The 20668-nt window shown below is 41.0% G+C and carries 16 protein-coding genes and 3 tRNA genes; 14 read left to right on the top strand and 5 right to left on the bottom strand.

Translation table 11 applies throughout. From position 1 onward, the window contains the following. Positions 1-6: 6 nt before the first annotated feature. The gene (locus ACX3PZ_RS00250; protein WP_459084558.1) at positions 7-2142 is read right to left on the bottom strand and encodes a S9 family peptidase; all 2136 of its coding nucleotides are present in this window, start codon (positions 2140-2142) and stop codon (positions 7-9) included. A gap of 123 nt (positions 2143-2265) precedes the next feature. Between ACX3PZ_RS00250 and ACX3PZ_RS00245 the strand changes: the two genes are divergently transcribed. Further along, positions 2266-2745 carry a hypothetical protein gene (locus ACX3PZ_RS00245; RefSeq protein ID WP_459084559.1) on the top strand — a complete coding sequence of 160 codons (480 nt, stop codon included), beginning with the start codon at positions 2266-2268 and terminating at the stop codon, positions 2743-2745. Positions 2746-2824: 79 nt separating this feature from the next. On the opposite strand, the gene glgP is transcribed toward ACX3PZ_RS00245, so the two are convergent. Beyond that, on the bottom strand, positions 2825-4489 hold the full coding sequence (gene glgP / locus ACX3PZ_RS00240) for an alpha-glucan family phosphorylase (RefSeq protein ID WP_459084560.1): 1665 nt from the start codon (positions 4487-4489) through the stop codon (positions 2825-2827). Between the two features lie 123 nt (positions 4490-4612). Here glgP and ACX3PZ_RS00235 point away from each other — a divergent pair, with 123 nt between their 5' ends. The 3 genes from ACX3PZ_RS00235 (at position 4613) to ACX3PZ_RS00225 (ending at position 8263) form a co-directional block, all read left to right on the top strand. After that, on the top strand, positions 4613-5047 hold the full coding sequence (locus ACX3PZ_RS00235) for a hypothetical protein (RefSeq protein ID WP_459084561.1): 435 nt from the start codon (positions 4613-4615) through the stop codon (positions 5045-5047). Positions 5048-5139: 92 nt separating this feature from the next. Continuing rightward, complete coding sequence (gene mtaB / locus ACX3PZ_RS00230) at positions 5140-6489, top strand: tRNA (N(6)-L-threonylcarbamoyladenosine(37)-C(2))-methylthiotransferase MtaB (RefSeq protein WP_459084562.1); 1350 nt, start codon at positions 5140-5142, stop codon at positions 6487-6489. Between the two features lie 253 nt (positions 6490-6742). After that, positions 6743-8263, top strand: coding sequence for an FMN-binding glutamate synthase family protein (locus ACX3PZ_RS00225; protein ID WP_459084563.1), 1521 nt, complete (start codon positions 6743-6745; stop codon positions 8261-8263). Between the two features lie 381 nt (positions 8264-8644). Here the strand turns inward: ACX3PZ_RS00225 and ACX3PZ_RS00220 are convergent, their stop codons facing one another. Continuing rightward, complete coding sequence (locus tag ACX3PZ_RS00220) at positions 8645-9370, bottom strand: hypothetical protein (protein ID WP_459084564.1); 726 nt, start codon at positions 9368-9370, stop codon at positions 8645-8647. Positions 9371-9408: 38 nt separating this feature from the next. Here ACX3PZ_RS00220 and ACX3PZ_RS00215 point away from each other — a divergent pair, with 38 nt between their 5' ends. Further along, a complete protein-coding gene (locus tag ACX3PZ_RS00215) occupies positions 9409-9858 on the top strand; it encodes an RNA-binding S4 domain-containing protein (RefSeq protein ID WP_459084566.1) in 450 nt (149 codons plus the stop codon). Here the strand turns inward: ACX3PZ_RS00215 and ACX3PZ_RS00210 are convergent. After that, positions 9836-10357: a shikimate kinase gene (locus ACX3PZ_RS00210; protein ID WP_459084568.1), complete on the bottom strand. Its 522-nt coding sequence runs from the start codon at positions 10355-10357 to the stop codon at positions 9836-9838. The genes ACX3PZ_RS00215 and ACX3PZ_RS00210 overlap by 23 nt on opposite strands. A 103-nt stretch (positions 10358-10460) precedes the next feature. Between ACX3PZ_RS00210 and ACX3PZ_RS00205 the strand changes: the two genes are divergently transcribed. From ACX3PZ_RS00205 to ACX3PZ_RS00195, 3 genes are all read left to right on the top strand, one after another. Next, a tRNA-Lys gene (locus tag ACX3PZ_RS00205) sits at positions 10461-10533 on the top strand. Between the two features lie 38 nt (positions 10534-10571). Next, positions 10572-10654, top strand: a tRNA-Leu gene (locus ACX3PZ_RS00200). A 50-nt stretch (positions 10655-10704) separates the two neighbouring features. After that, positions 10705-10777 (top strand) — tRNA-Lys (locus tag ACX3PZ_RS00195). A 106-nt stretch (positions 10778-10883) separates the two neighbouring features. Here ACX3PZ_RS00195 and panC read toward each other — a convergent pair. Beyond that, the gene (gene panC / locus ACX3PZ_RS00190) at positions 10884-11732 is read right to left on the bottom strand and encodes a pantoate--beta-alanine ligase (protein WP_459084569.1); all 849 of its coding nucleotides are present in this window, start codon (positions 11730-11732) and stop codon (positions 10884-10886) included. Between the two features lie 172 nt (positions 11733-11904). Between panC and ACX3PZ_RS00185 the strand changes: the two genes are divergently transcribed. The 6 genes from ACX3PZ_RS00185 (at position 11905) to ACX3PZ_RS00160 (ending at position 20362) form a co-directional block, all read left to right on the top strand. After that, a complete protein-coding gene (locus ACX3PZ_RS00185) occupies positions 11905-12675 on the top strand; it encodes a glycogen/starch synthase (RefSeq protein ID WP_459084571.1) in 771 nt (256 codons plus the stop codon). Between the two features lie 19 nt (positions 12676-12694). Next, positions 12695-14242 carry a DUF4270 domain-containing protein gene (locus ACX3PZ_RS00180; RefSeq protein WP_459084572.1) on the top strand — a complete coding sequence of 516 codons (1548 nt, stop codon included), beginning with the start codon at positions 12695-12697 and terminating at the stop codon, positions 14240-14242. A gap of 12 nt (positions 14243-14254) precedes the next feature. Next, positions 14255-16108: a glutamine--fructose-6-phosphate transaminase (isomerizing) gene (gene glmS / locus ACX3PZ_RS00175; protein ID WP_459084573.1), complete on the top strand. Its 1854-nt coding sequence runs from the start codon at positions 14255-14257 to the stop codon at positions 16106-16108. Between the two features lie 139 nt (positions 16109-16247). After that, positions 16248-17285 (top strand): NAD(P)/FAD-dependent oxidoreductase, encoded by a 1038-nt coding sequence (locus ACX3PZ_RS00170; protein WP_459084574.1) that lies wholly within the window; start codon positions 16248-16250, stop codon positions 17283-17285. Positions 17286-17297: 12 nt separating this feature from the next. Next, positions 17298-18698 (top strand): MFS transporter, encoded by a 1401-nt coding sequence (locus ACX3PZ_RS00165; RefSeq protein ID WP_459084575.1) that lies wholly within the window; start codon positions 17298-17300, stop codon positions 18696-18698. Positions 18699-18847: 149 nt separating this feature from the next. Next, on the top strand, positions 18848-20362 hold the full coding sequence (locus ACX3PZ_RS00160; RefSeq protein WP_459084577.1) for a catalase: 1515 nt from the start codon (positions 18848-18850) through the stop codon (positions 20360-20362). Positions 20363-20668 lie beyond the last annotated feature (306 nt).

Below are 20668 nucleotides of genomic sequence, written 5' to 3'. Positions count from 1 at the left end.
ATGCAACTATAGGTTTTCGGTAATGAAATCAGTCATCATTTGATAAAGTTGAGGACGAGTGTTGCCTCCTGAAATGCCATGGTTTTTATCCGGGTAAGTCATGAATTGAAATTTCTTTTTCTCTTGAATTAAAGCTTCGGCAAACTCGATTGAGTTTTGGTAATGTACATTGTCGTCTGCCGTACCGTGGACCAAAAGGAATTTACCTTTCATAAGTTTCGCGAAATTAATAGGAGAGTTTTGGTCGTATCCGGAAGGGTTTTCCTGAGGGGTTCTCATGAATCTCTCCGTATACACCGTGTCGTAATAACGCCAGTTGGTCACCGGAGCCACAGCGATTCCTAATTTAAAGGTATCCGCCCCTTTGGTTAGCGCAAGGCTAGCCATGTAGCCTCCAAAGCTCCATCCAAAGATTCCGATGCGATCTTTGTCAATGTAAGACTGATTTCCAAGCCATTTTGCCGCGGCAATCTGATCTTCGATTTCGTACTTACCAAGCTCCATGTAGGTTACTTTTTTGAAGTCTGTTCCTTTTCCTCCCGTTCCTCTACCGTCCACGCAAGCTACGATGTAGCCTTGCTGCGCTAAATGGTTGAACCAGATTCCATTTCCTCCATCCCAAGAATCGGTTACTTGTTGAGAACCTGGACCTGAATATTGGAACATGAACAAAGGATACTTTTTTTGAGGATCGAAATCTTTTGGTTTGATGATCCATGCATTCATCTGATCTCCCACTTCATTCGGGATGGTGAAGTATTCTTTTGCCACCCAATTGTCCGCTTTTAATTTGGCAAGCATCTCAGAATTGTTTTCAAGTTCACGAACGGTTTTCCCTTCACTGTTTTTTAAGGTGAAGGTGTGAGGCGTCGTCGCACTTGAAGAAGTTTCGATGAAATAATTGAAATTCTTACTGAATTTTGCACTGTTTGAACCTGTCTTCGCAGAAAGGAGTTTGCTTTTCCCAGAATCAATATTCACTTTTGAAATTACGCTGTAAATACTTCCTGTCTCGTTTGTTTGAATATAAACCTCGCGTGACTTTGGATTGAACCCATAGTAGTTTTTTACTTGCCAATCTCCTTTTGTAATTTGTTTTTTTAAACTTCCGTCCGCATTGTACCAATACAAGTGTTGATTGCCATCGCGCTCGCTACCCCATATAAAGGAGTTATCATCTAAAAATTCGAGAGTGATGTTGTCCATTTCAATCCACTTCTCGTCGGATTCTGTAAAAAGCTTTTTCGCCTTGGCAGTTTTGGTATCGACGGAAATTACGTCTGCTGAATTTTGGGTTCTTTGCGAGGTGATTAAAATGACTTGGTCATTTCCCGCCGTTTGAATTACATTAGAAATATAATAGTTCTTAAAAGAAGATAGATCAATGGGAGCTAATGTTTTCGATTTTAAATTGTAGACATGGGCAGAAACCACTGAGTTGTTTTCCCCTGCTTTCGGGTATTTGAAGCGAAAATCGGTAGGGTATAGACTCTTACCGTAAATTTGCATGTTCATTTCTGGAACCTCCGTTTCGTCCGATTTTACGAAAACAAGGGCGGAAGAGTTCTGGGTCCATTCGTATTGTCGTGCATGGCCAAATTCTTCTTCGTACACCCAATCCGCAAGACCGTTAAGGATGCTGTTTTTCTTTCCATCGGTCGTAATTTGTACGATTTCCATGGATTTAAGATCTTGGTAATAAAGGTTGTTGTCCGCGATAAAAGCCACTTTGCTTGCGTCAGGAGAAAAAGTAGGCTCTTGTACAAAGTTCCCCTTGTTTAAAGGGAATGTCTTACCGGATGCCATGTCCTTAATTTCAAATTTACCAAGATAAGAATGACGGTAAACGCTTTGGCTTTGGGTGAGCAAAAGAATTTTGCTTTCGTCTTTAGAAAAACTGTAGCTTTGGAATCGCCCCTGGGCTATTTGCCCCTCTTTTTTAGCGGATTTGTATCCGTATTTGGATATCCCCCCCGCTTCAATGACCGCATATTGTTCCCCGCTTTTTAAAGAGGCAACGCCTGCGATTCCTTTCCCCCGGTATTCTCCGGAGTAAATTTTGTCTAGTGTAATCTGCTGCGCACCTAGATAGGTGAGCCCAGAAATAACAAGTACAGTTAGAATCGATACTATCTTTTTCATATGATTTTTTGATAAGCATCAAATATATTAAAATTTCCTAGAAAGATTTTAAGATTTTAAGATTTGTGTCGCTTGGCAAAGGAATTGGTGCTATTCTGAGTATATAATTGCAAAATCGTTGTTATGAAAAAGTTAAGTTCAGAAAGTCAAAAATTAAGAGAATATACCCTAGAGAATAAAACTATTTTCACTGGTTTTGCTTCGTTTGAGGATGCAAAGGTTTTTGCACAGGAAAAAGGAGGAGAAGTCGTAGAAGTTGGTTTTAGAGATGGAAATGACAATCCAGAGATTACAGATGAAGCGGGTTTAATGCGAGATAAATCTCATTTTAAAGTGGATGCAGGACCTGACTATCAATTTATTCATTCTGCCAATCCTGGATTTAGAGAGTACGCAGATGAATTGCAGAAATTCAAGTCGAATCAAATGGACCACAACAGTCCCGAGGAGAAGTATATGTCCAATGGAGAGGTGGAAATAGCTGAGGATCCTATTATAGTTCTTTACCGGGGTGAATTCGAATCCGTAACTTCTCGCGAACGTTCTAAGTATTTAAAACAGGCGAACGTATACGAAATAGGAGTGCAAAAACCTCTCGGATAATTAGGAAATTAAAAAAGAAAACTATAAAAAAGATCGACAAGCACTAGCCTGTCGATCTTTACTTTTGATATCCTTTATGTTAAGAGTTTTTGTAAAGCATTGAATAGTATTCGTCTGCCATACGGTCGCTTCCAAATTTGGTTTTCACCTGATCCATTGCTGTGTAAGTTAGGGCTCTCCAATTTTCTTTTTGCGTGTAATAAGCAGGAAGAATTTCATTTTCCAATAAATCGTAAAGGGAATTGAGGTCGTATTGATCCTGGTCATAAACACTCATAGTTTCGTAGTTCGCTTGGGGAGCTACAAAAGCATTTTCTCCTGAGATTGCAAATTCAGGAATCCAACCGTCGTCCGTGGATAAATTCACAGATCCATTCATAGAGGCAGTCATTCCTGAGGTTCCACTCGCTTCGCGAGGGACCCTTGGGTTGTTTAACCAAAGATCTGATCCTTGCTTTAAAAGTCGGCTAAGTGAAAGTTCATAGCCCGTTAATACGGCCATGTTTTTATGGTGAGTGCTCTGTTCCACTAAGTGATTGAATGTGGAAATTGCTGAGTAATCCATAGGATATGGTTTACCTGCCCAGATGATTTGAACGGGAAACTCAGGATGGTTTAATAATTTTTCAAATCTAGCCTTGTCATGAAGTAACAAATCAGGTCTTTTGTACCCTGCAAATCGTCTTGCCCATACAATGGTAAAGACTTTCGGGTCGAAAAGTTTTCCGCACTGGTCTGCGACTGTATCGAAGAGTCTCGATTTAAGGTAAGATTTTCGTTCATCAAAGGCCAGCGAGTCGTTCTGGTCTTTTGCCGCATAAAGTGGTTTGTCGGCCCAATAGGTATACTCTTGCGCATTCGTGATGGATTTGATTTCACATATTCCAGGGTATTTACCCCACATTTCGCGTGAAACGTGTCCATGCAATTGCGAAACTCCGTTCGCCATTCTTGCCATTTTAAGTGCGCATAGAGAGTGGTTGAACATTGATTCGTCCCCGTAGCCTTCAATGGCTTTCACTTCTTCTTTGGAAAATCCAGAGAAATAAGACATTGTATGGCACATCTCTAAGCTGTGCTTTTCATTGCCCGCTTCTTCTGGGGTATGGGTGGTGAATACTAACTTTTCTTTGACGGCTTCCCTATTTCCTCCGTACTTGCGTAACAAGTAAAACGCAGCAGGTAATCCATGCGCCTCGTTCAAATGATAGACTTCTCTTTCGAGATTCATCATATCTAGCATCTTGGCACCGCCTTTTCCAAGTAAAATGTATTGGGCTAGTTTTGTGGCCTCATTTGCATCGTAAAGTTTATGGCAAATGGTTTTGGACAAATGGTCGTTTTCAGGAACGTCCGTGGAAAGCAAAAACATGGGAGCTGTATGGAAGATTTCAGGATCTAAGTACCATACTTTTACCCAAACTGGGGCACTGTGAATATCAATCTGAAATTGAATTCCGGTGTCTTTTAAATAACTATACATTTTCCTTGTCCAGGTCGGCTGAAGGGTTTGGTCGTGGTTACGAGCTTGGTCATAGTACCCGAACTTCCACAGAATTCCAATTCCAACCACATCTTGTTTAAGGTTGTATACGCTTCGCATGTGGGAACCGGCTAAAAATCCAAGTCCACCCGAATATATTTTCAGTGACTGATCGATGGCAAATTCCATGGAAAAGTAAGCGACTTTTTTCGAATACTTAGGGTTGATGCTGTAAGGCATCTGAAAATTTTTAAAATCCATTTCTCTCTTTCTTTACTATTTGACGGGCAAAGATACCTTTTTTACGTGCGTAGAAAAGAAAGTCTTCGTCTAATTTAGCAATAGATGAGAAGAATTGGGTCGCACAAGATGGACTATGAGTAGGTGCGAAATACTCTTCTTGTGTTTTTTGAGGATGATGTAGGAATTGATAACTTTGTAGGAAAATGCAGAATGAACCCTATCCTTCACTTCAAAATGGAATTTCTTGCCCTCCTTTCGAAAGGGATACAACTTCATAAGCAATTCGCACCTGATCAAGGGAGGGTAGCGGCTCTAGAAAAAATTCAATCCGAAGTGGAAAAATGGGATTTGAGTCGCCAGGCGCAAAAGGTTAGGGAACTTCAATGTGCATGGGATGAATTGTCATTTTGCGATGCGAATTCTATTCTTTCTGTTCATGCACAAAAGGAATTCACCCGTTTAGAATCCCACATTAAGCTGCTTTTTAGTAACCTCAACAGCCCGCAAGGAGCCCCTCAATCAAATTCGTCACCGGTTTGCTACCTGGGAAGTAGTGAAATCAGAAAAAAATATTAGTCCACATCTACTTTTGATGCAGCTATGAAACAGGATAAAAATCAGGTTGAGGGAGTCGTAAAATAATTTATGTAAATTTGCATTCTGTAATTATGAGCAACAATACCTTTAAAACCGCTGCATATCATACACTTGGCTGTAAATTAAATTTTGCAGAAACCTCTACTATTGCCCGTGGACTCTCTGAGGCGGGATATGAAAAAGTGAGCTTTGATCAAAGTGCGGATGTTTATGTCATTAATACCTGTTCCGTCACGGAGACAGCAGACAAAGAATGCAAATTTCATGTGAAACGAGCCCTTAAATCAAACCCCGAGGGATTGGTTGTAGTGGTGGGCTGCTATGCGCAATTAAAACCTGGAGAAATTTCGAATATAGAAGGAGTGGATCTTGTACTAGGTGCAAGTGAAAAGTTCAACATTCCTAGTTATATTGAAGATTTGCAGAAATCCTCAGAGGCAGGCATTGTGCATTCTTGCGAGATTAGCGATGCTGATTTCTTTATTGGTAGCTATTCGATCGGCGACCGTACCCGGGCCTTTTTGAAAGTGCAAGACGGATGTGATTACAAATGTACTTACTGTACCATCCCCCTAGCTCGTGGTATTTCTAGATCGGATACTATCGAGAATATCGTGTTAAACGCAAAAGAAATTGCCTCCAGGGGTATTAAAGAAATCGTTTTGACAGGGGTGAATATCGGAGATTATGGGAAAGGTGAATTTGGAAACAAAACCCATGAGCACACCTTTTTGGATTTAATCACAAGGTTAAATGAGGTCGAGGGAATTGAGAGAATTCGAATCTCCTCCATTGAGCCTAATCTGTTAAAAGATCAAAGCATTGAGCTTGTCGCACACAGTGCTCGTTTTGTTCCACATTTCCACATTCCGCTTCAAAGTGGGAGCGATGATCTTCTTAAGAAAATGAAAAGACGCTATTTAACAAAATTATATAGCGAGAGAATAGAAAAAATCAGAGAAGTTTTACCTGATGCTGCCATTGGGGTCGATGTCATTGTCGGGTTTCCAGGGGAAACCCATGAACATTTTTTGGAAACCTACGAATATTTAAATTCACTTCCGATTTCCTACCTTCATGTCTTTACGTACTCAGAGAGAGAAAATACGGAAGCGGCAGGAATGCAGGGAGCTGTGCCTGTGGCGGAGAGGAAGAAAAGGAACAAGATGCTTCGCATTCTTTCGGAAAAAAAGAAAATGGCCTTTTACCAATCGCAGAAAGGCAAAACTCTTCCAGTTTTATGGGAACATGAGAACAAAGAGGGATTCATGTTTGGATTCACTGAAAATTATGTACGTGTATCTAAGCCGTACGATGCGAAAAAGGTGAATGAAATCGAGTATGTGACTTTGGGCGAATTAAAGTCCAACGGAACAATGGATGCGAGTGCTTTGTTTGAAACGTTTTTAGCCCAAGTTTAAACTTCTGCAGAGTGCCTTATTAGGGGTGTTTTCGCCGTTTATGGTTTTTTCATAAAACAGATCGTGTTTAATAGATTTTTTCAATTACCTTGTTTTTCTTCAGAGAAACAAGGTAAAAGCAGATATTCACTGTGTTTCGACTATTTAGATTCTGTGAATTTCGGGATTTCACTAATGGATTGAACGGATTGTTAAATTTTTATTAAATTTAGCAGACGTAATTAATGCTTAATTTTGACAAAAATTTCACAACATGAGAGATCAGTTTTTGAGGTGGGGAGCGGTCGTAGTAGTTGCCACATGGATTATTTCAATTACCCTTGGTGCCTATTTATGGATTCCTATATTGCTAAGTGTGCTGTATATCCTCGGTATTTACAATGCCATGCAGACCAAACATGCAATTTTAAGGAATTTCCCTGTTTTAGGCTATTTTAGGTATATTTTTGAGTCCATTTCTCCCGAAATGCAACAGTATTTTATCGAACGTGAAACCGATGGCAAGCCTTTTCCAAGACACCAAAGATCTTCTGCGTACAGAAGAGCTAAAAACATTAGTGACACCGTACCTTTTGGAACTCAGTTGGAGATTAACCATAGAAAATACGAAGGGATTAAACATTCGATTTATGCACAGCATCCGATGGAAGATTTGCCCAGAACTTTAATTGGGAACCATCAATGCGCGAAGCCTTATTCCGCTTCTTTGTTTAATATTTCAGCCATGAGTTTTGGATCTTTAAGTGACAGAGCTCAAAAAGCATTAAATCGTGGAGCAAGAAAAGGTCAGTTTTACCACAATACGGGTGAAGGAGGAATCTCTCCTTATCACCGTGAAGGTGGGGACCTCTGTTGGCAAATTGGAACGGGATACTTCGGATGCCGTGACGATGAGGGGAACTTTAATCCTGAGCTTTTTAAAAACTACTCCGCGATGGAGAATGTGAAGATGATTGAAATCAAATTGTCTCAAGGGGCTAAACCTGGTCACGGAGGAGTTCTTCCCGGAGTAAAAAATACACCGGAGATTGCAAGCATTAGACACGTAACCCCAGGGTTAACGATTATTTCTCCACCCTCACATTCTGCTTTTTCTGATGCTGCGGGTCTTTTAAAATTTGTGCAGCAGCTACGCGAACTTTCTGGTGGAAAACCGATTGGGTTTAAACTCTGCGTCGGAGACACAAGAGAATTTGAAGAAATTTGTGCGCAAATGAATGTGCTTAAAATTTATCCTGACTTTATTACAGTCGATGGAGCTGAAGGTGGAACCGGAGCCGCACCTCCCGAATTCTCCGATGGAGTAGGGATGCCTCTTGAGCCTTCCTTAATCTTTGTCAATAAGACCCTAAGAAATTTCAATGTGCGTGATAAGATGAAAGTAATCGCGAGTGGAAAAGTTCTTACTTCCTTAGATATTTTACGTGCTGTAGCACTAGGAGCAGACCTTTGTAACAATGCGAGAGGATTTATGTTTGCCTTGGGGTGCATTCAAGCCTTACGATGCAATACAAACAATTGTCCAACCGGGATTGCAACGCAGGACAAGATGCTAATTAAAGGACTTGATGTAACGGACAAGGCAGAGCGTGTTTACCATTTCCATAAGAACACCCTTCGTACTTGCAACGAACTAATTGCAGCAGCAGGACGTAAATCGTATAGCGATGTGGATGCCACCATGTTTATGCGAGGCGATGAATTCGAGCATATAGCGGATCATTATTTCCCTGACATTCTAAGTAATGTGAAAGAGGAAACTTCAAAATATTAATTCAATGGGAACTTCGGTTCCCATTTTTTTTGCTAGCCAGGGCAGTTGTTCGTAGAGAGCTTTCCTTAATTATCCTTTTCTAAATAGTTGATAAGAATAAATGTAGGAACTAATAAGCGATTCGGAAGGCGACTAGAATAGGTAGGGCTAAAGTTCAAAGGTGAGTAGCGGACTAGAGGGGTTTAAAATGACCATTTTTGCGCTTTTTCAAGGTGAGCTTAGGTTTGGATACAAAGTACTTTGCAAAGGCAATTTAGAGCTCTATTCGTTGGTTCCTGAGTTTTTATTTTAGTTTTGCTAATCGCAATAGAGCCGAGGGCAAAAAACAAGAGCAGTATTTCCTAAAAATACTGCTCTTGTTACTGCGTGAGATGGAGGCCCTTATTTTTCGTTGGCGGCTCTTTCTCTTGTATTGTAGATCTGGAAATTGAACACGAAGTTTCGGTTTCTCCAGTTAAGTCCTAGGTAAGGAAAATGGCTATCTCTTGCGAAGGCTGCTCTTGAAGGAACGATAATTACCCCTTGTAGGTTGTAAAGTTCAGAATCCTCCTTTGCAAAGCTTTTAAAAGCTTTTAGGCCTTCTTGGAATCCTTCGATTTCATAGTAGTCTTTTGTTTTGTCAGAGGCTTCAAGTACAGAAGGCTTCGCATAGTAGTATGCCGGGTCTTTGTCCGGAATCCCTGAACCATCGACTGTGTTGGCGAAAGGATAAGGCGTATGGAATTCAGCGCCATCTTCTCCATCAGAGAGGAAAGCATAAGTTCTTTGCATGATGCTTATCACGTCTGTGGTACCGATTTCTTTTCCAGTTACAGGTTGAGCTCCTTCTCTTACGATCACAATCACTCCTGATGGAAGCGTTTTGGGTTGCAATTCTGATAGCTTTTTATTGCCATCGTCGTCTGGAGTGGTCGCTACGAAAGCTTGGATCTTACCTTGCCCATCCAAATAATGGGTGTCCATATACTCCGCAATCGCCTTGTCGTCATTCGAATTTTGAGTACTCAAATTCTTTACCTCTTTGATTTTGTAGGGGTCTTGGTAATTGTCGTCGCACGAAACAAGTGCCGTTGCCACAATGCCTATATAGATAAAAATCTTTCTCATTTAATTTCTTAATTTTGATACGCAAAAGTATAAAAAATATGCGAATAGATAAATTCCTTTGGAGTGTGAGATTCTATAAAACGAGATCCATTGCCGCAGATGAAATCAAAAAAAACAGGGTATCGATTGTAGATCATGTGGTTAAGGCCTCAAGAGAGGTGAGAATTGGAGATCTAATTAAAGTCAGAAAGAATCAAATTGAGTATCAGATTAAGGTAATTGACCTGCCTAAAAGTCGAGTAGGGGCAAAATTAGTGGCTTCTTATGTGCAAGATAGGACCGAGCAAAAGCAATACGACCAATTGCAACTGCGAAAAATGGAGCAAAGTTATTACAGATCCCGTGGCGAAGGCCGCCCTACCAAGAAGGACCGACGTGAGATTGAAGATTACACTTCCTTGGACTCAGAAAACGAGATAGACAAATCCTATGATATGAGCGAGCAGGACTATTGGCAAGATTTTTTTAAAGAAGATCTAGACGAATAAGGATTTCCGTTATGATTTCTTCGGGATCTTTTGCGTTGGTGTTCAGTGTAAATTCACATTGTGAGTAAAAGGCATTTCGTTCGAAAAGATGCTTCGCGATGAATTCAGGAAGTTCTTCCTTGGGTATTCGAGCGACGAGAGGTCGTTTATCTTGTCCCCGAAGAAGCCTTTCGCACAATGTGGTAATACTGGCTTGCAGAAAAAAACTTCTCGTTTTCTCACGAATGAGTTTCATATTGTCATAATACGCAGGAGTTCCTCCGCCCAAACTTAAAACGAAAGGGGTTTGCTTCTCGTTCAAAAGAGATTCTAAAACGAGTCTTTCTTGTTTACGGAAGTAGATTTCGCCTTTTTTTTCAAAAATATCTGACACACTCATGCCCTGCGCTGAAGCAATCTCTTTGTCAAGATCGACCCGTTCAAAACCGGTTTTATCACTCAATAATTTGGAAATGTGTGATTTGCCGCTTCCCATGTATCCGGCTAGTGAAATGATCATGTTTTTATTTTATACAAATGTCTTAAAAAATTTTGAGTTTTTAAAAAAAGTTCTATCTTTGCACCACTTTTTAACAGACACATATCTGTTTGTACAAGTGGCCGACCTGGTAGCTCAGCTGGTAGAGCAATACACTTTTAATGTATGGGTCCTGGGTTCGAATCCCAGCCAGGTCACTTCAAAAAAAAACCGTAGTATTAACGGGTTTTTTTTTGCCTGTGTGGTGAAATTGGTAGACACGCCATCTTGAGGGGGTGGTTTCCTATGGATGTGCTGGTTCGAGTCCAGTCGCAGGCACACAGACTAATCACTTTTGAATTCAGACTTGTTTAAAGTCGTTTTCTTAAGACCTGGTAGCTCAGCTGGTAGAGCAATACACTTTTAATGTATGGGTCCTGGGTTCGAATCCCAGCCAGGTCACGAAATTTACTGGTAAAGTGAATTTTTTTCATATTAATATTTTGTGATTTGGTGTTCAAAAGCCTTCCTAACGGAAGGCTTTTGATATTTTTAAAGGAATGGTCTCTTACGCGAGGTGCATGTTGTCAATAAGGCGCACACCTCCAAGATTCACGGCAACAAAGGCGCGATAGGATCGATCTTTGTAGAAAAAGTCGGTCGGTTCTAATGTTTCTTCGTCCGCAATTCGAAAGTATTCCAAATCAAAGCCCTTTGCTTTCTTGAAGATTTCTTCCACTCTTTGATTGATTTCCTCGATGGAAACCACTCGAAACCATTGGTCCACTTTCACTAGGGTTTCATGAATTAGTTGTGCCGCAATGCGATCTTCCTTAGAAAGACGCTCATTGCGAGAGCTCATCGCGAGTCCACTTTTTTCACGCAAAATTGGAACCGCCATGATTTGGATAGGTATATTTTTCGTTTCGACTAGTCTTCGAATAATGGATAATTGTTGGTAATCTTTTTCTCCAAAATAAGCGCGGTTGGGTTTTACTTGAGAGAAAAGAGTTTCAACTACAGTGCCCACTCCATTGAAGTGACCCGGTCTAAATTCTCCTTCCATTTTGTTTTCGAGCCCTTCGAAATCATATGATTTGCTCTTTGGGCCGTCCGGATAGAGGTCCGTCACCTTCGGTAGGTATACGGCATCTACGTTTCCGCTTTGCTCTAGGAGGGCTAGATCCGCCTCTAGGGTTCTTGGGTAGGTTTCTAGATCTTTGGGGTTGTTAAACTGTGTTGGGTTTACAAAAATGGAACTTACGACCAAATCATTTTCTTCTCTCGCCGCTTTGTATAAGGACAAATGTCCCTCGTGAAGCGCTCCCATGGTTGGGGCGAACCCAATGTGTTTCCCCATTTCTTTATTCCGTTCGATGTACGCTCGAAGAGCGGATTTACTGCGAAGTATTTCCATTAGAATTTCGTATTGTTTCAAGGCAAAAATAGAAAAAAAAAGGGAGCGCCAAAATCTCTATTATTACATTTATCCATGGGAGTATCATAAATAATGTTAATATCTAAGACTTCGTTTAAATTTTTGTAATTTTGCACTACACTATAGCTCATAAAGAGAAGAGAAAGAAATTATGCCGAATCAGAAAATTTTATACGTGACCACCGAGATGTTTCCTTATCAAGAGGATAGCAACATGGCGGCCACGGTAAGCAAAATGGCGCTGAAAATGCACCAAGAGGGACATGATGTGCGAGTATTCATGCCACGCTTTGGACAAATCAGTGAGAGGAAATTCCAACTGCATGAAGTCATTCGCTTGTCAGGAATGAATGTAATCATTAACGACCTTGACCAGCCCCTCATTATCAAGGTGGCTTCTTTGCCAGGGGAAAGACTTCAAGTTTATTTTATTGACAACGAAGAGTACTTCAAAAGAAAGCAGCTTTACAGCACCGACGAAGGGGTACCCTTTGATGACAATGGAGAACGCGCTGTGTTTTTCGCAAGAGGAGTCATTGAGACGATCAAGAAACTCAACTGGGTTCCCGATGTGATCCACATCAACGGTTGGATGTCTTCTTTAATTCCCATCTATTTAAAAAATTTCTACAAAGACGATTATTATTTTAAAGACACTAAAATTGTAATTTCAGTCTATAATGAAGAAGTATTAGAATTAAATTCTTCCATAAAAGAAGTATTGGAATTCGATAAAATTCCGGATTTGTCAGTCGTGAGTGAACCGACGAGTCAGAAATTTGTATTAGATAGCATGGATTTTGCAGATGTCGTGGTGAAAGGGGATGAATTTTTAGAAGGAGACCTTGACAAAGCTTACCAAGCCTCAGAATCGAGCAAGGCTGATTTTGTAGAGGCTGAATCCATTGAAAAAGTATATTAAAAATATTTGAACTTAATAAATGACTGAAACTATTAAGAGTATCTTAAAAACTTCTGTATTATTTTTATCCGGAAGTTTTTTACTGTTTAGCTGTGAAGCCGAAGCCGACGATTTAGGCTCGCAATTTTTTGACGATACAGCCGCCAAAGGAATTACAAAGTCTTTTGACGTAATCGCATACAATATTAGCAACCAAGATTCCATCAGAACCGATGCCACCCGTATCACAAGCGCGACGCTTGGGGCATTTAAGGAAGGACAATTCGGGATGCAGCGTTCCAGTTATGTAACGCAAGCAAGACTTTCGAATTACAACCCAAGTTTTGGTACGAATGCGGTCATTGATTCGGTTGTGCTAGAGGTTAGACCCGTATTTCCAGTGGATTCGGTAAAAACCACCACAGACGAAGAATACATTTTCCCAGAAGGGAATGTAAAGGCCAAAAGGGTCGTCTCCACCTATCCTATCCGACTTTATGGAGATGAAAGTGCGACGATGACGTTAAATGTACATGAGGTCACTGACTTTTTAGGCGCTAGTAGTGACAAAGTTTCTTCTCGGAAAGCGGTGGGAACTGGAGCATTGCTTGGGTCCAAGACCATCAAAGGTACAGTCAGTGCAATTGATGTAACCAAAGACGAGGACGGTTCGGCTCTATACAAAAGAGAAGCAAGAATTCGAGTGCCTTTGGATAAAACGTATTTTGCAAATAAAATTTTCGCGAAGGAAGGACAAGCGGAACTTTCCGATGCATCTAACTTTATTCGTTATTTTAAAGGGGTTAAGTTATCCGTAGCGGAGTCTACTGGATTTATCATGAACATTACACCTGCCGAAACGCAGATCATTATCTATTACAGTAACGAACTCACGACTGATGGGAAGACAGAGCGTCGCAAAACGACTTTCCCTCTCGCTTTGGGTACAGAGAACGCAAGGTTTAACCTAATTGAAGCGGACCGCGCGGGAACTCCCTCACTAGCATACAATGGGACTTCTTCTCCTAATATCCAAACTGGAGATCCTCTGCTATACCCTCAAGGTATGGGAGGCGCCAATGTAGGAATTAGATTAAGCAATGAAAGTCTTTCTCAGATTCGCGAGCTTTACAAAGAAAACAAGATTAATATTCTCTCGGCTAAAGTGAGACTCTATACGGACGTATCAAGTTGGAATAACGACTTAACGAAGCCCAATATGTTTACGGCTAGTTATTACAATCCTAGTACGGGGAAGGCCGATCTCTCCACTTTTCTAAAGGAGGTGAGTGCATTTTCAGGACTTGGAGCTTTGTTTAATTTAGTAAAAGCAACGGATTTAGATAAAAATCCAGCTTACTATGACTTAACCATTACCCAAACCTTGAAAGATATCATTGAAAAATCAGACGAGGTCCAGGACATTTCCTTAGCGGTTGGTGATTATGAAATTAACAATTCAAATGGGAGTCTTTTAGGACCCTCCTTCACTTCAAGAGCGTATACCCCTTACCGTGTGGTCCTTGTGGGTAGCAATCCTTCTAGTGCTAAGCGTGCTCAATTAAATATTATTTACTCAACTAAATAACCCGAATCTATTATGTGTGGAATTGTAGGATATACAGGCTTTCAAGATGCTTATGATGTAGTGATTAACGGTCTACGTCGATTAGAGTACAGAGGATACGACAGTGCCGGAATTGTACTGGACGGAATAGGAACTGATTTTAACATTGCCAAAACCAAAGGTAAAGTAGATGACCTGGTTGCGATTTCTTCGGAATTGCAAGGAAAGGCTCATGTAGGGATGGGACATACGCGTTGGGCTACCCATGGAGTACCGAGCGATCGGAATTCGCATCCGCATATTTCCAACAATGGGAAAATAGCGCTGGTTCACAACGGAATTATCGAAAACTACGATACGCTGCGTACCATGCTAACGGAAAAAGGATTTGTTTTCCATTCCGAAACCGATACCGAAGTGCTTGTAAACCTGATCCAATACTTCATGGATATTAACAAGGAGTACGATTTGGCGACTTCGATTCGTTTTGCATTAAACGAAGTGTATGGAGCGTACGCAATTACGGTCATGCATGACGATTATCCAGGATTACTTGTGGTAGCGAGACTAGGATCTCCTCTTGCGATCGGACTAGGGGAAAAAGAATTTTTTATTGCTTCCGACGCCTCTCCATTCATTGAGTTTACGAAAGAAGCCATTTATTTGGAAGAAGGCCATATGGCTACCATTTCGTTAGAGAAAGGAGTAGAAATTAGAAGCATTGCAGACAATTCTATTATCGACCCTGCAGTACAAGAGCTTAAATTAAGCTTAGAGCAAATCGAGAAAGGAGGTTATGAGCATTTCATGCTAAAAGAAATTTTTGAACAGCCTAAATCGATTCAAGATACCATGAGAGGACGTCTTCTTGTAGACGAAGGAATCATTAAAATGGCAGGAATTTGGGATCATGTGGAGCGTTTTAACAACGCCAACCGAATTATAATTATTGCCTGTGGAACTTCCTGGCATGCCGGACTGGTAGGAGAGTATTTGATCGAAGAGTTTGCACGCGTTCCTGTAGAAGTAGAATACGCCTCTGAATTCCGTTACCGAAATCCAATCCTTACAGAAAAAGACGTGGTGATCGCGATTTCACAATCGGGTGAAACCGCCGATACGATGGCGGCTTTAAAACTTGCAAAAGAAAAAGGTGCTTTCATCTATGGAATTTGTAATGTCGTGGATTCTTCAATTGCAAGAATTACGGACGCTGGTTCTTATACCCACGCAGGTCCAGAGATTGGAGTCGCATCAACCAAAGCCTTTACAGCTCAACTTACAGTTCTTTCCCTAATTGCACTTAAATTAGGTAAACATAATGGGAATTTAAGCAACCAAGAATTCATGAGACTTATTACGGAATTGGAACAAATTCCTAAGAAGATTGAAGAAGTACTTGAGCTTACCCATGACCATGTGAAAGAAATTTCTAAGAGTTATGTCGATGCGACTAACTTCCTTTATTTAGGTCGTGGATACAATTACCCTTCCGCTTTGGAAGGAGCTCTTAAACTGAAAGAAATATCCTATATCCATGCAGAAGGATATCCGGCTGCAGAGATGAAGCACGGTCCGATTGCCTTAATTGACGAAAATATGCCGATTGTAATAATTGCTCCTAAGAAAGGGCATTATGACAAGATTGTGAGCAACGTACAAGAGATTAAAGCGAGAAAAGGACAAGTAATCGCAGTGGTTAACAAAGGAGATGTCCAAGTAGCGAGCGTAGCAGACCACGTGATTGAAATTCCGGAAACCTCGGAATGCTTCTCTCCAATTGTAGCGGCGGTACCGCTTCAACTTTTATCGTATTATGTAGCTGTTTATCGTGGGGCGAATGTGGATCAACCCCGAAACTTAGCCAAATCTGTAACGGTAGAATAAAGACTGTTTTTTTTTAGTTTGCTTTTCAAAAGCAAACTAAACTAGAATAAAAGCCACTCCGTTTTGAGTGGCTTTCTGTATTTATAGAACAAGCGTAGGCAACTCCTATAGGTCGCTGTTTCTAAATTAAAGTATCCTTATGAAAGAAATTGAGTATTTGATTGTTGGAGATGGGTACGGAGCCCTCTTTTTTGCACATCAACTTTTGAAACATGAAAAATCTTTTTTGCTTTTTTCAGAAGGTAAAAAAAGTGCCTCGCATATTTCAGCTGGAATTGTGAATCCAGTCGTATTGAAAAAGTTTACCACCTTTGATCGGGCGATGGAGCAAATTGAGGCGCTTCATCAAACCCTTGAGGAGATGGAAACCTACACTGGGGTTAATTACTTTGTCGACGAGCCCATTTCTCGAATCTTTCACGACCAGAAAGAGAGAGAGCTATGGGAGCGTAAGGCGCTTGATCCGCTTCTTGCTCCCTTTCTAAGCCTTGATTTCAGTACACTCGATGGGCTTTTAAATCCTTTCGGAGTGGGAAAGGTAAACCATTCTGGTCGCATTAGGGTGGAGGCCTTTTTCTCAGATTTAAGAAAGGTTTTACAAGATAAGAATGCACTGCTTGAAGAGCGGTTTGACTATGAGAGGCTAAATCCAGAAAAGAGGACTTATCGGGATATACCGTACAAATATGTCGTCTTTGCGGAAGGGATGGGAGTGAAAGAAAACCCTTATTTTAAGCAGATTCCTGTGAATCCCAACAAAGGTCACCAGATCAATGTTGAGCTGAAAGACTTGGAATCTCTATCTGTGGTGGTCAAAAAGAAGCATTTTTTATTTTTATCGGAGAAGAACCGCTTTTATTATGGTGGAACCTACGATCGGCATTCTGAGAGTTTAGAAGTTGAACCAACCGCAATTGAGCAGCTCACCAATGGGCTATCTGAATTCTATGAAGGTTCCATTCTATCTGTAGATCCTCATTTCGGATTTCGTCCCACCGTAAAGGACCGTAGACCAATTCTTGGAGGACACAAAGAACATGCGGCTTTGTTTGTACTCAATGGACTGGGAGCCCGAGGAGTTTTAAATGGAAATTTCTATGCAAAGCAGTTATTTGACCATATAGACAAAGAAAGCGCACTCTCATTTGAAGTGGATTTGAAAAGGTTCGATTTTTGATATCTAACGAGTATGCCCACATTGGATAGGGTCACACCGACCACGAAGAAGGTACTTCCTTTTATACTTGCCACTGCGATTTTTATGCAGATGCTGGATTCTACCATTCTAAATACATCGCTAAACTCAATTGCGATAGATCTAAATGAATCGCCTTTGCATATGCAAAATGCGATTATTAGTTATGTCTTAACCTTAGCGATCTTCATGCCTGTGAGTGGGTATTTGGCGGATCGTTTTGGAACCCGAAAGGTTTTTGTATTTGCCATTGTTCTGTTTGCATTGGGGTCGGTGTTTTGTGCTGTTTCCCAATCGTTGAACCAATTGGTCATCTCAAGAATTGTACAAGGATTAGGGGGTTCGTTAATGACGCCTGTGGGACGCCTTGCTCTAATTAAAACCTTTGAAAAGAATGAGTTACTCAAGGCTTTAAACTATGCCGTTATTCCAGCCTTAATTGGTCCAATTCTAGGTCCACTCGTGGGTGGGTATTTCGTGGATTATTTGTCCTGGCATTGGATCTTTCTAATTAACATTCCTATCGGAGTGCTAGGGGTGATACTTGGGCTTAAATACATGCCTGATTTTAAAAGCGTGGGAGGTCATTTTGATCTTAAAGGCTTTTTGATCTTTGGTGCAGCCTCCCTGCTTTTGTCCATTTCCCTAGAACTGTTTGGAACCCTTCAAAACATTACGCCCGTGTTACTGATTGTCATTCTCGGGTTTTTGATGTTTTATTTTTACTATAAGCATGCAATAAAGACGCCTGATCCTATCTTTCCTATGGATCTTTTTCAAATACGGACATTTCGCGTTGGCGTGGTAGGAAATCTTGCTACTCGATTGGGAATTAGTGCGATTCCCTTGTTGGTTCCCTTGCTCGTGCAGATTGCCTACGGGGAGAGCGCAGTGGTTTCGGGGTGGATTATTGCACCGATGGCTCTAACGGCCATGTTTGGAAAATCTGCCGTACTTCGAATCTTAAATAAATTGGGCTATCGTAAAACCCTTCGTATCAATACAATCATTATCGGAGTCTTAATTATGGCGCTAGCGATTCCTTCTATTACGGATTCGATTTACTGGTTTATTCCCCTGTTGGCCTTGCTAGGATTCTTTAATTCCATTCAATTCACCTCGATGAGCACCATTTCTTTAGCCGATTTAAGGGAAAGTCATACAAGTAGTGGAAATTCGCTCTTAGCCGTAAACCAACAACTTGCAATCGGATTTGGGATTGCCTTTGGACTGTTGGTGCTTCGCTTTTTTCAGAAAAATGTAAGTGAAGATGGGGAAAACATTCATCTAGCCTTTCGCTATACCTTCTTATTTGTGGGACTATTAACGGTGATCATGGGGAGCGTATTTAGGCGTCTGCATATTCTCGACGGGAATAATCTTCGAACGGAATAGTTAAAACAAGGAACCTCGTGTCCATTTGGTAAATTTTCCATACTTTTAATAGCAAATTCAATGTTGCTAATATTGATTCTATCAATTGCGATGTCGTGCTTTGATATGATATATCTAATTACCTTTACTTAAATTTAAATAGAATGATTATGGAAGACAAGAACAAAAAACTCACGCGACAGACCGGTGCACCCGTACCCGACAACCAAAATGTAATGACGGCTGGACCAAGAGGACCGATGCTCATGCAGGATTATTGGTTTTTAGAAAAGATGGCCAACTTTGACCGCGAAGTAATTCCGGAAAGAAGGATGCACGCAAAAGGGTCGGGTGCCTTTGGTACCTTTACCGTAACCCATGATATTTCTGAGTATTCAAAAGCCAGTATTTTCGGTGAGATAGGTAAGAAAACAGATATGTTTGCTCGTTTCTCCACCGTGGCAGGAGAAAGAGGCGCAGCGGATGCCGAGCGTGATATTCGTGGATTTGCTCTTAAATTTTACACAGACGAAGGAATTTGGGATTTGGTTGGAAACAACACGCCTGTCTTCTTTTTCCGGGATCCAATGAAATTTCCAGATTTGAATCATGCCGTGAAGAGAGACCCTAGAACAAACATGAGAAGTGCCAATGCGAATTGGGATTTCTGGACTTTACTTCCAGAGTCACTTCACCAGGTAACCATCGTAATGAGTGATCGTGGAATTCCCAATGGATTTAGACACATGCACGGATTTGGTAGTCATACCTATAGCTTCATCAATAAAGACAATGTAAGACATTGGGTTAAGTTCCATTTCCGTACGCAACAGGGAATTGAAAACCTAACGGATCAGGAGTCTGCAAACCTAATTGGGAATGACCGTGAATCTTCTCAAAGAGATTTGCTTGAAGCGATTGACCGTGGTGATTTTCCCAAATGGAAATTGTTTGTTCAGATCATGTCCGAAGAAGAAGCGAAAACATATCGTTTTCACCCGTTCGATTTAACCAAAGTATGGTCGAAAAAAGACTTTCCTCTAATTCCGGTCGGAGAATTTGAGTTAAACCGCAACCCAGAGAACTATTTTCAAGATGTGGAACAAGCGGCATTTAATCCAACCAATATTGTTCCTGGAATTGGATTCTCCCCAGACAAAATGCTGCAAGGTCGACTCTTTTCCTATGGAGATGCGCAGCGCTATCGTTTAGGTGTAAACCATTACCAAATTCCTGTAAATAAACCCAAATGTCCATACCATGCATTTCATCGCGATGGGGCCATGCGTGTAGACGGGAATTATGGATCCGCACTTCATTACAACCCGAATAGTTACGGGGAGTGGCAGGAAGATCCTTCTGCAAAAGAACCCCCTTTAGAGTTAAGTGGAGATGCGTATGCACACAACTTCAGAGACGACGATGAGGATTACTATACACAGCCTGGAGATCTGTTCCGGATTATTAAGGCAGACGGCAAAGCCGAGGTTCTCTTTAGTAACACGGCAGCTCAAGTGGGTGGTGCAGAGAAGTTTATCCAGATACGTCACATTCGTAACTGTTACAAAGCAGACCCTGAATACGGTACGGGTGTTGCAAATGCCTTAGGTCTTACAATGGAAGAGGTGGATTCGTTTGATATGACACCGTACGATAAGTGGGCTCCAAAACCTACGGATAAGTAAGCTTCATTTAATCTAAATTTTACACGTTCCGCTTTTTGAAGCGGAACGTTTTTTGTTTATTTGGGCATAGATGTGTTCGTTTTCAGAGTATTAGAAGAGGTGTGCAAGTGGAGATTTTCAATATAACCTAGCAGAAGGATGTATCGCCCCGTATTTTCTTGGAGAGTTCCTTCTTATCTTAGATCAAGCATATTCTATTCCATATTGCCTATTTTTGAGTAGTCGAAAGTGTTCCTTCTGGGGGAGTCCAAAAGTGGAAAGAGCAGTTCGCTAGTTTAACATTTGAAATAATAGAAAATCCATCCT

This window comes from Chryseobacterium sp. A321 (assembly GCF_054489265.1).
Note: the sequence above shows the minus strand (reverse complement) of the source record. Positions and strands in the feature narration are given on the sequence as shown.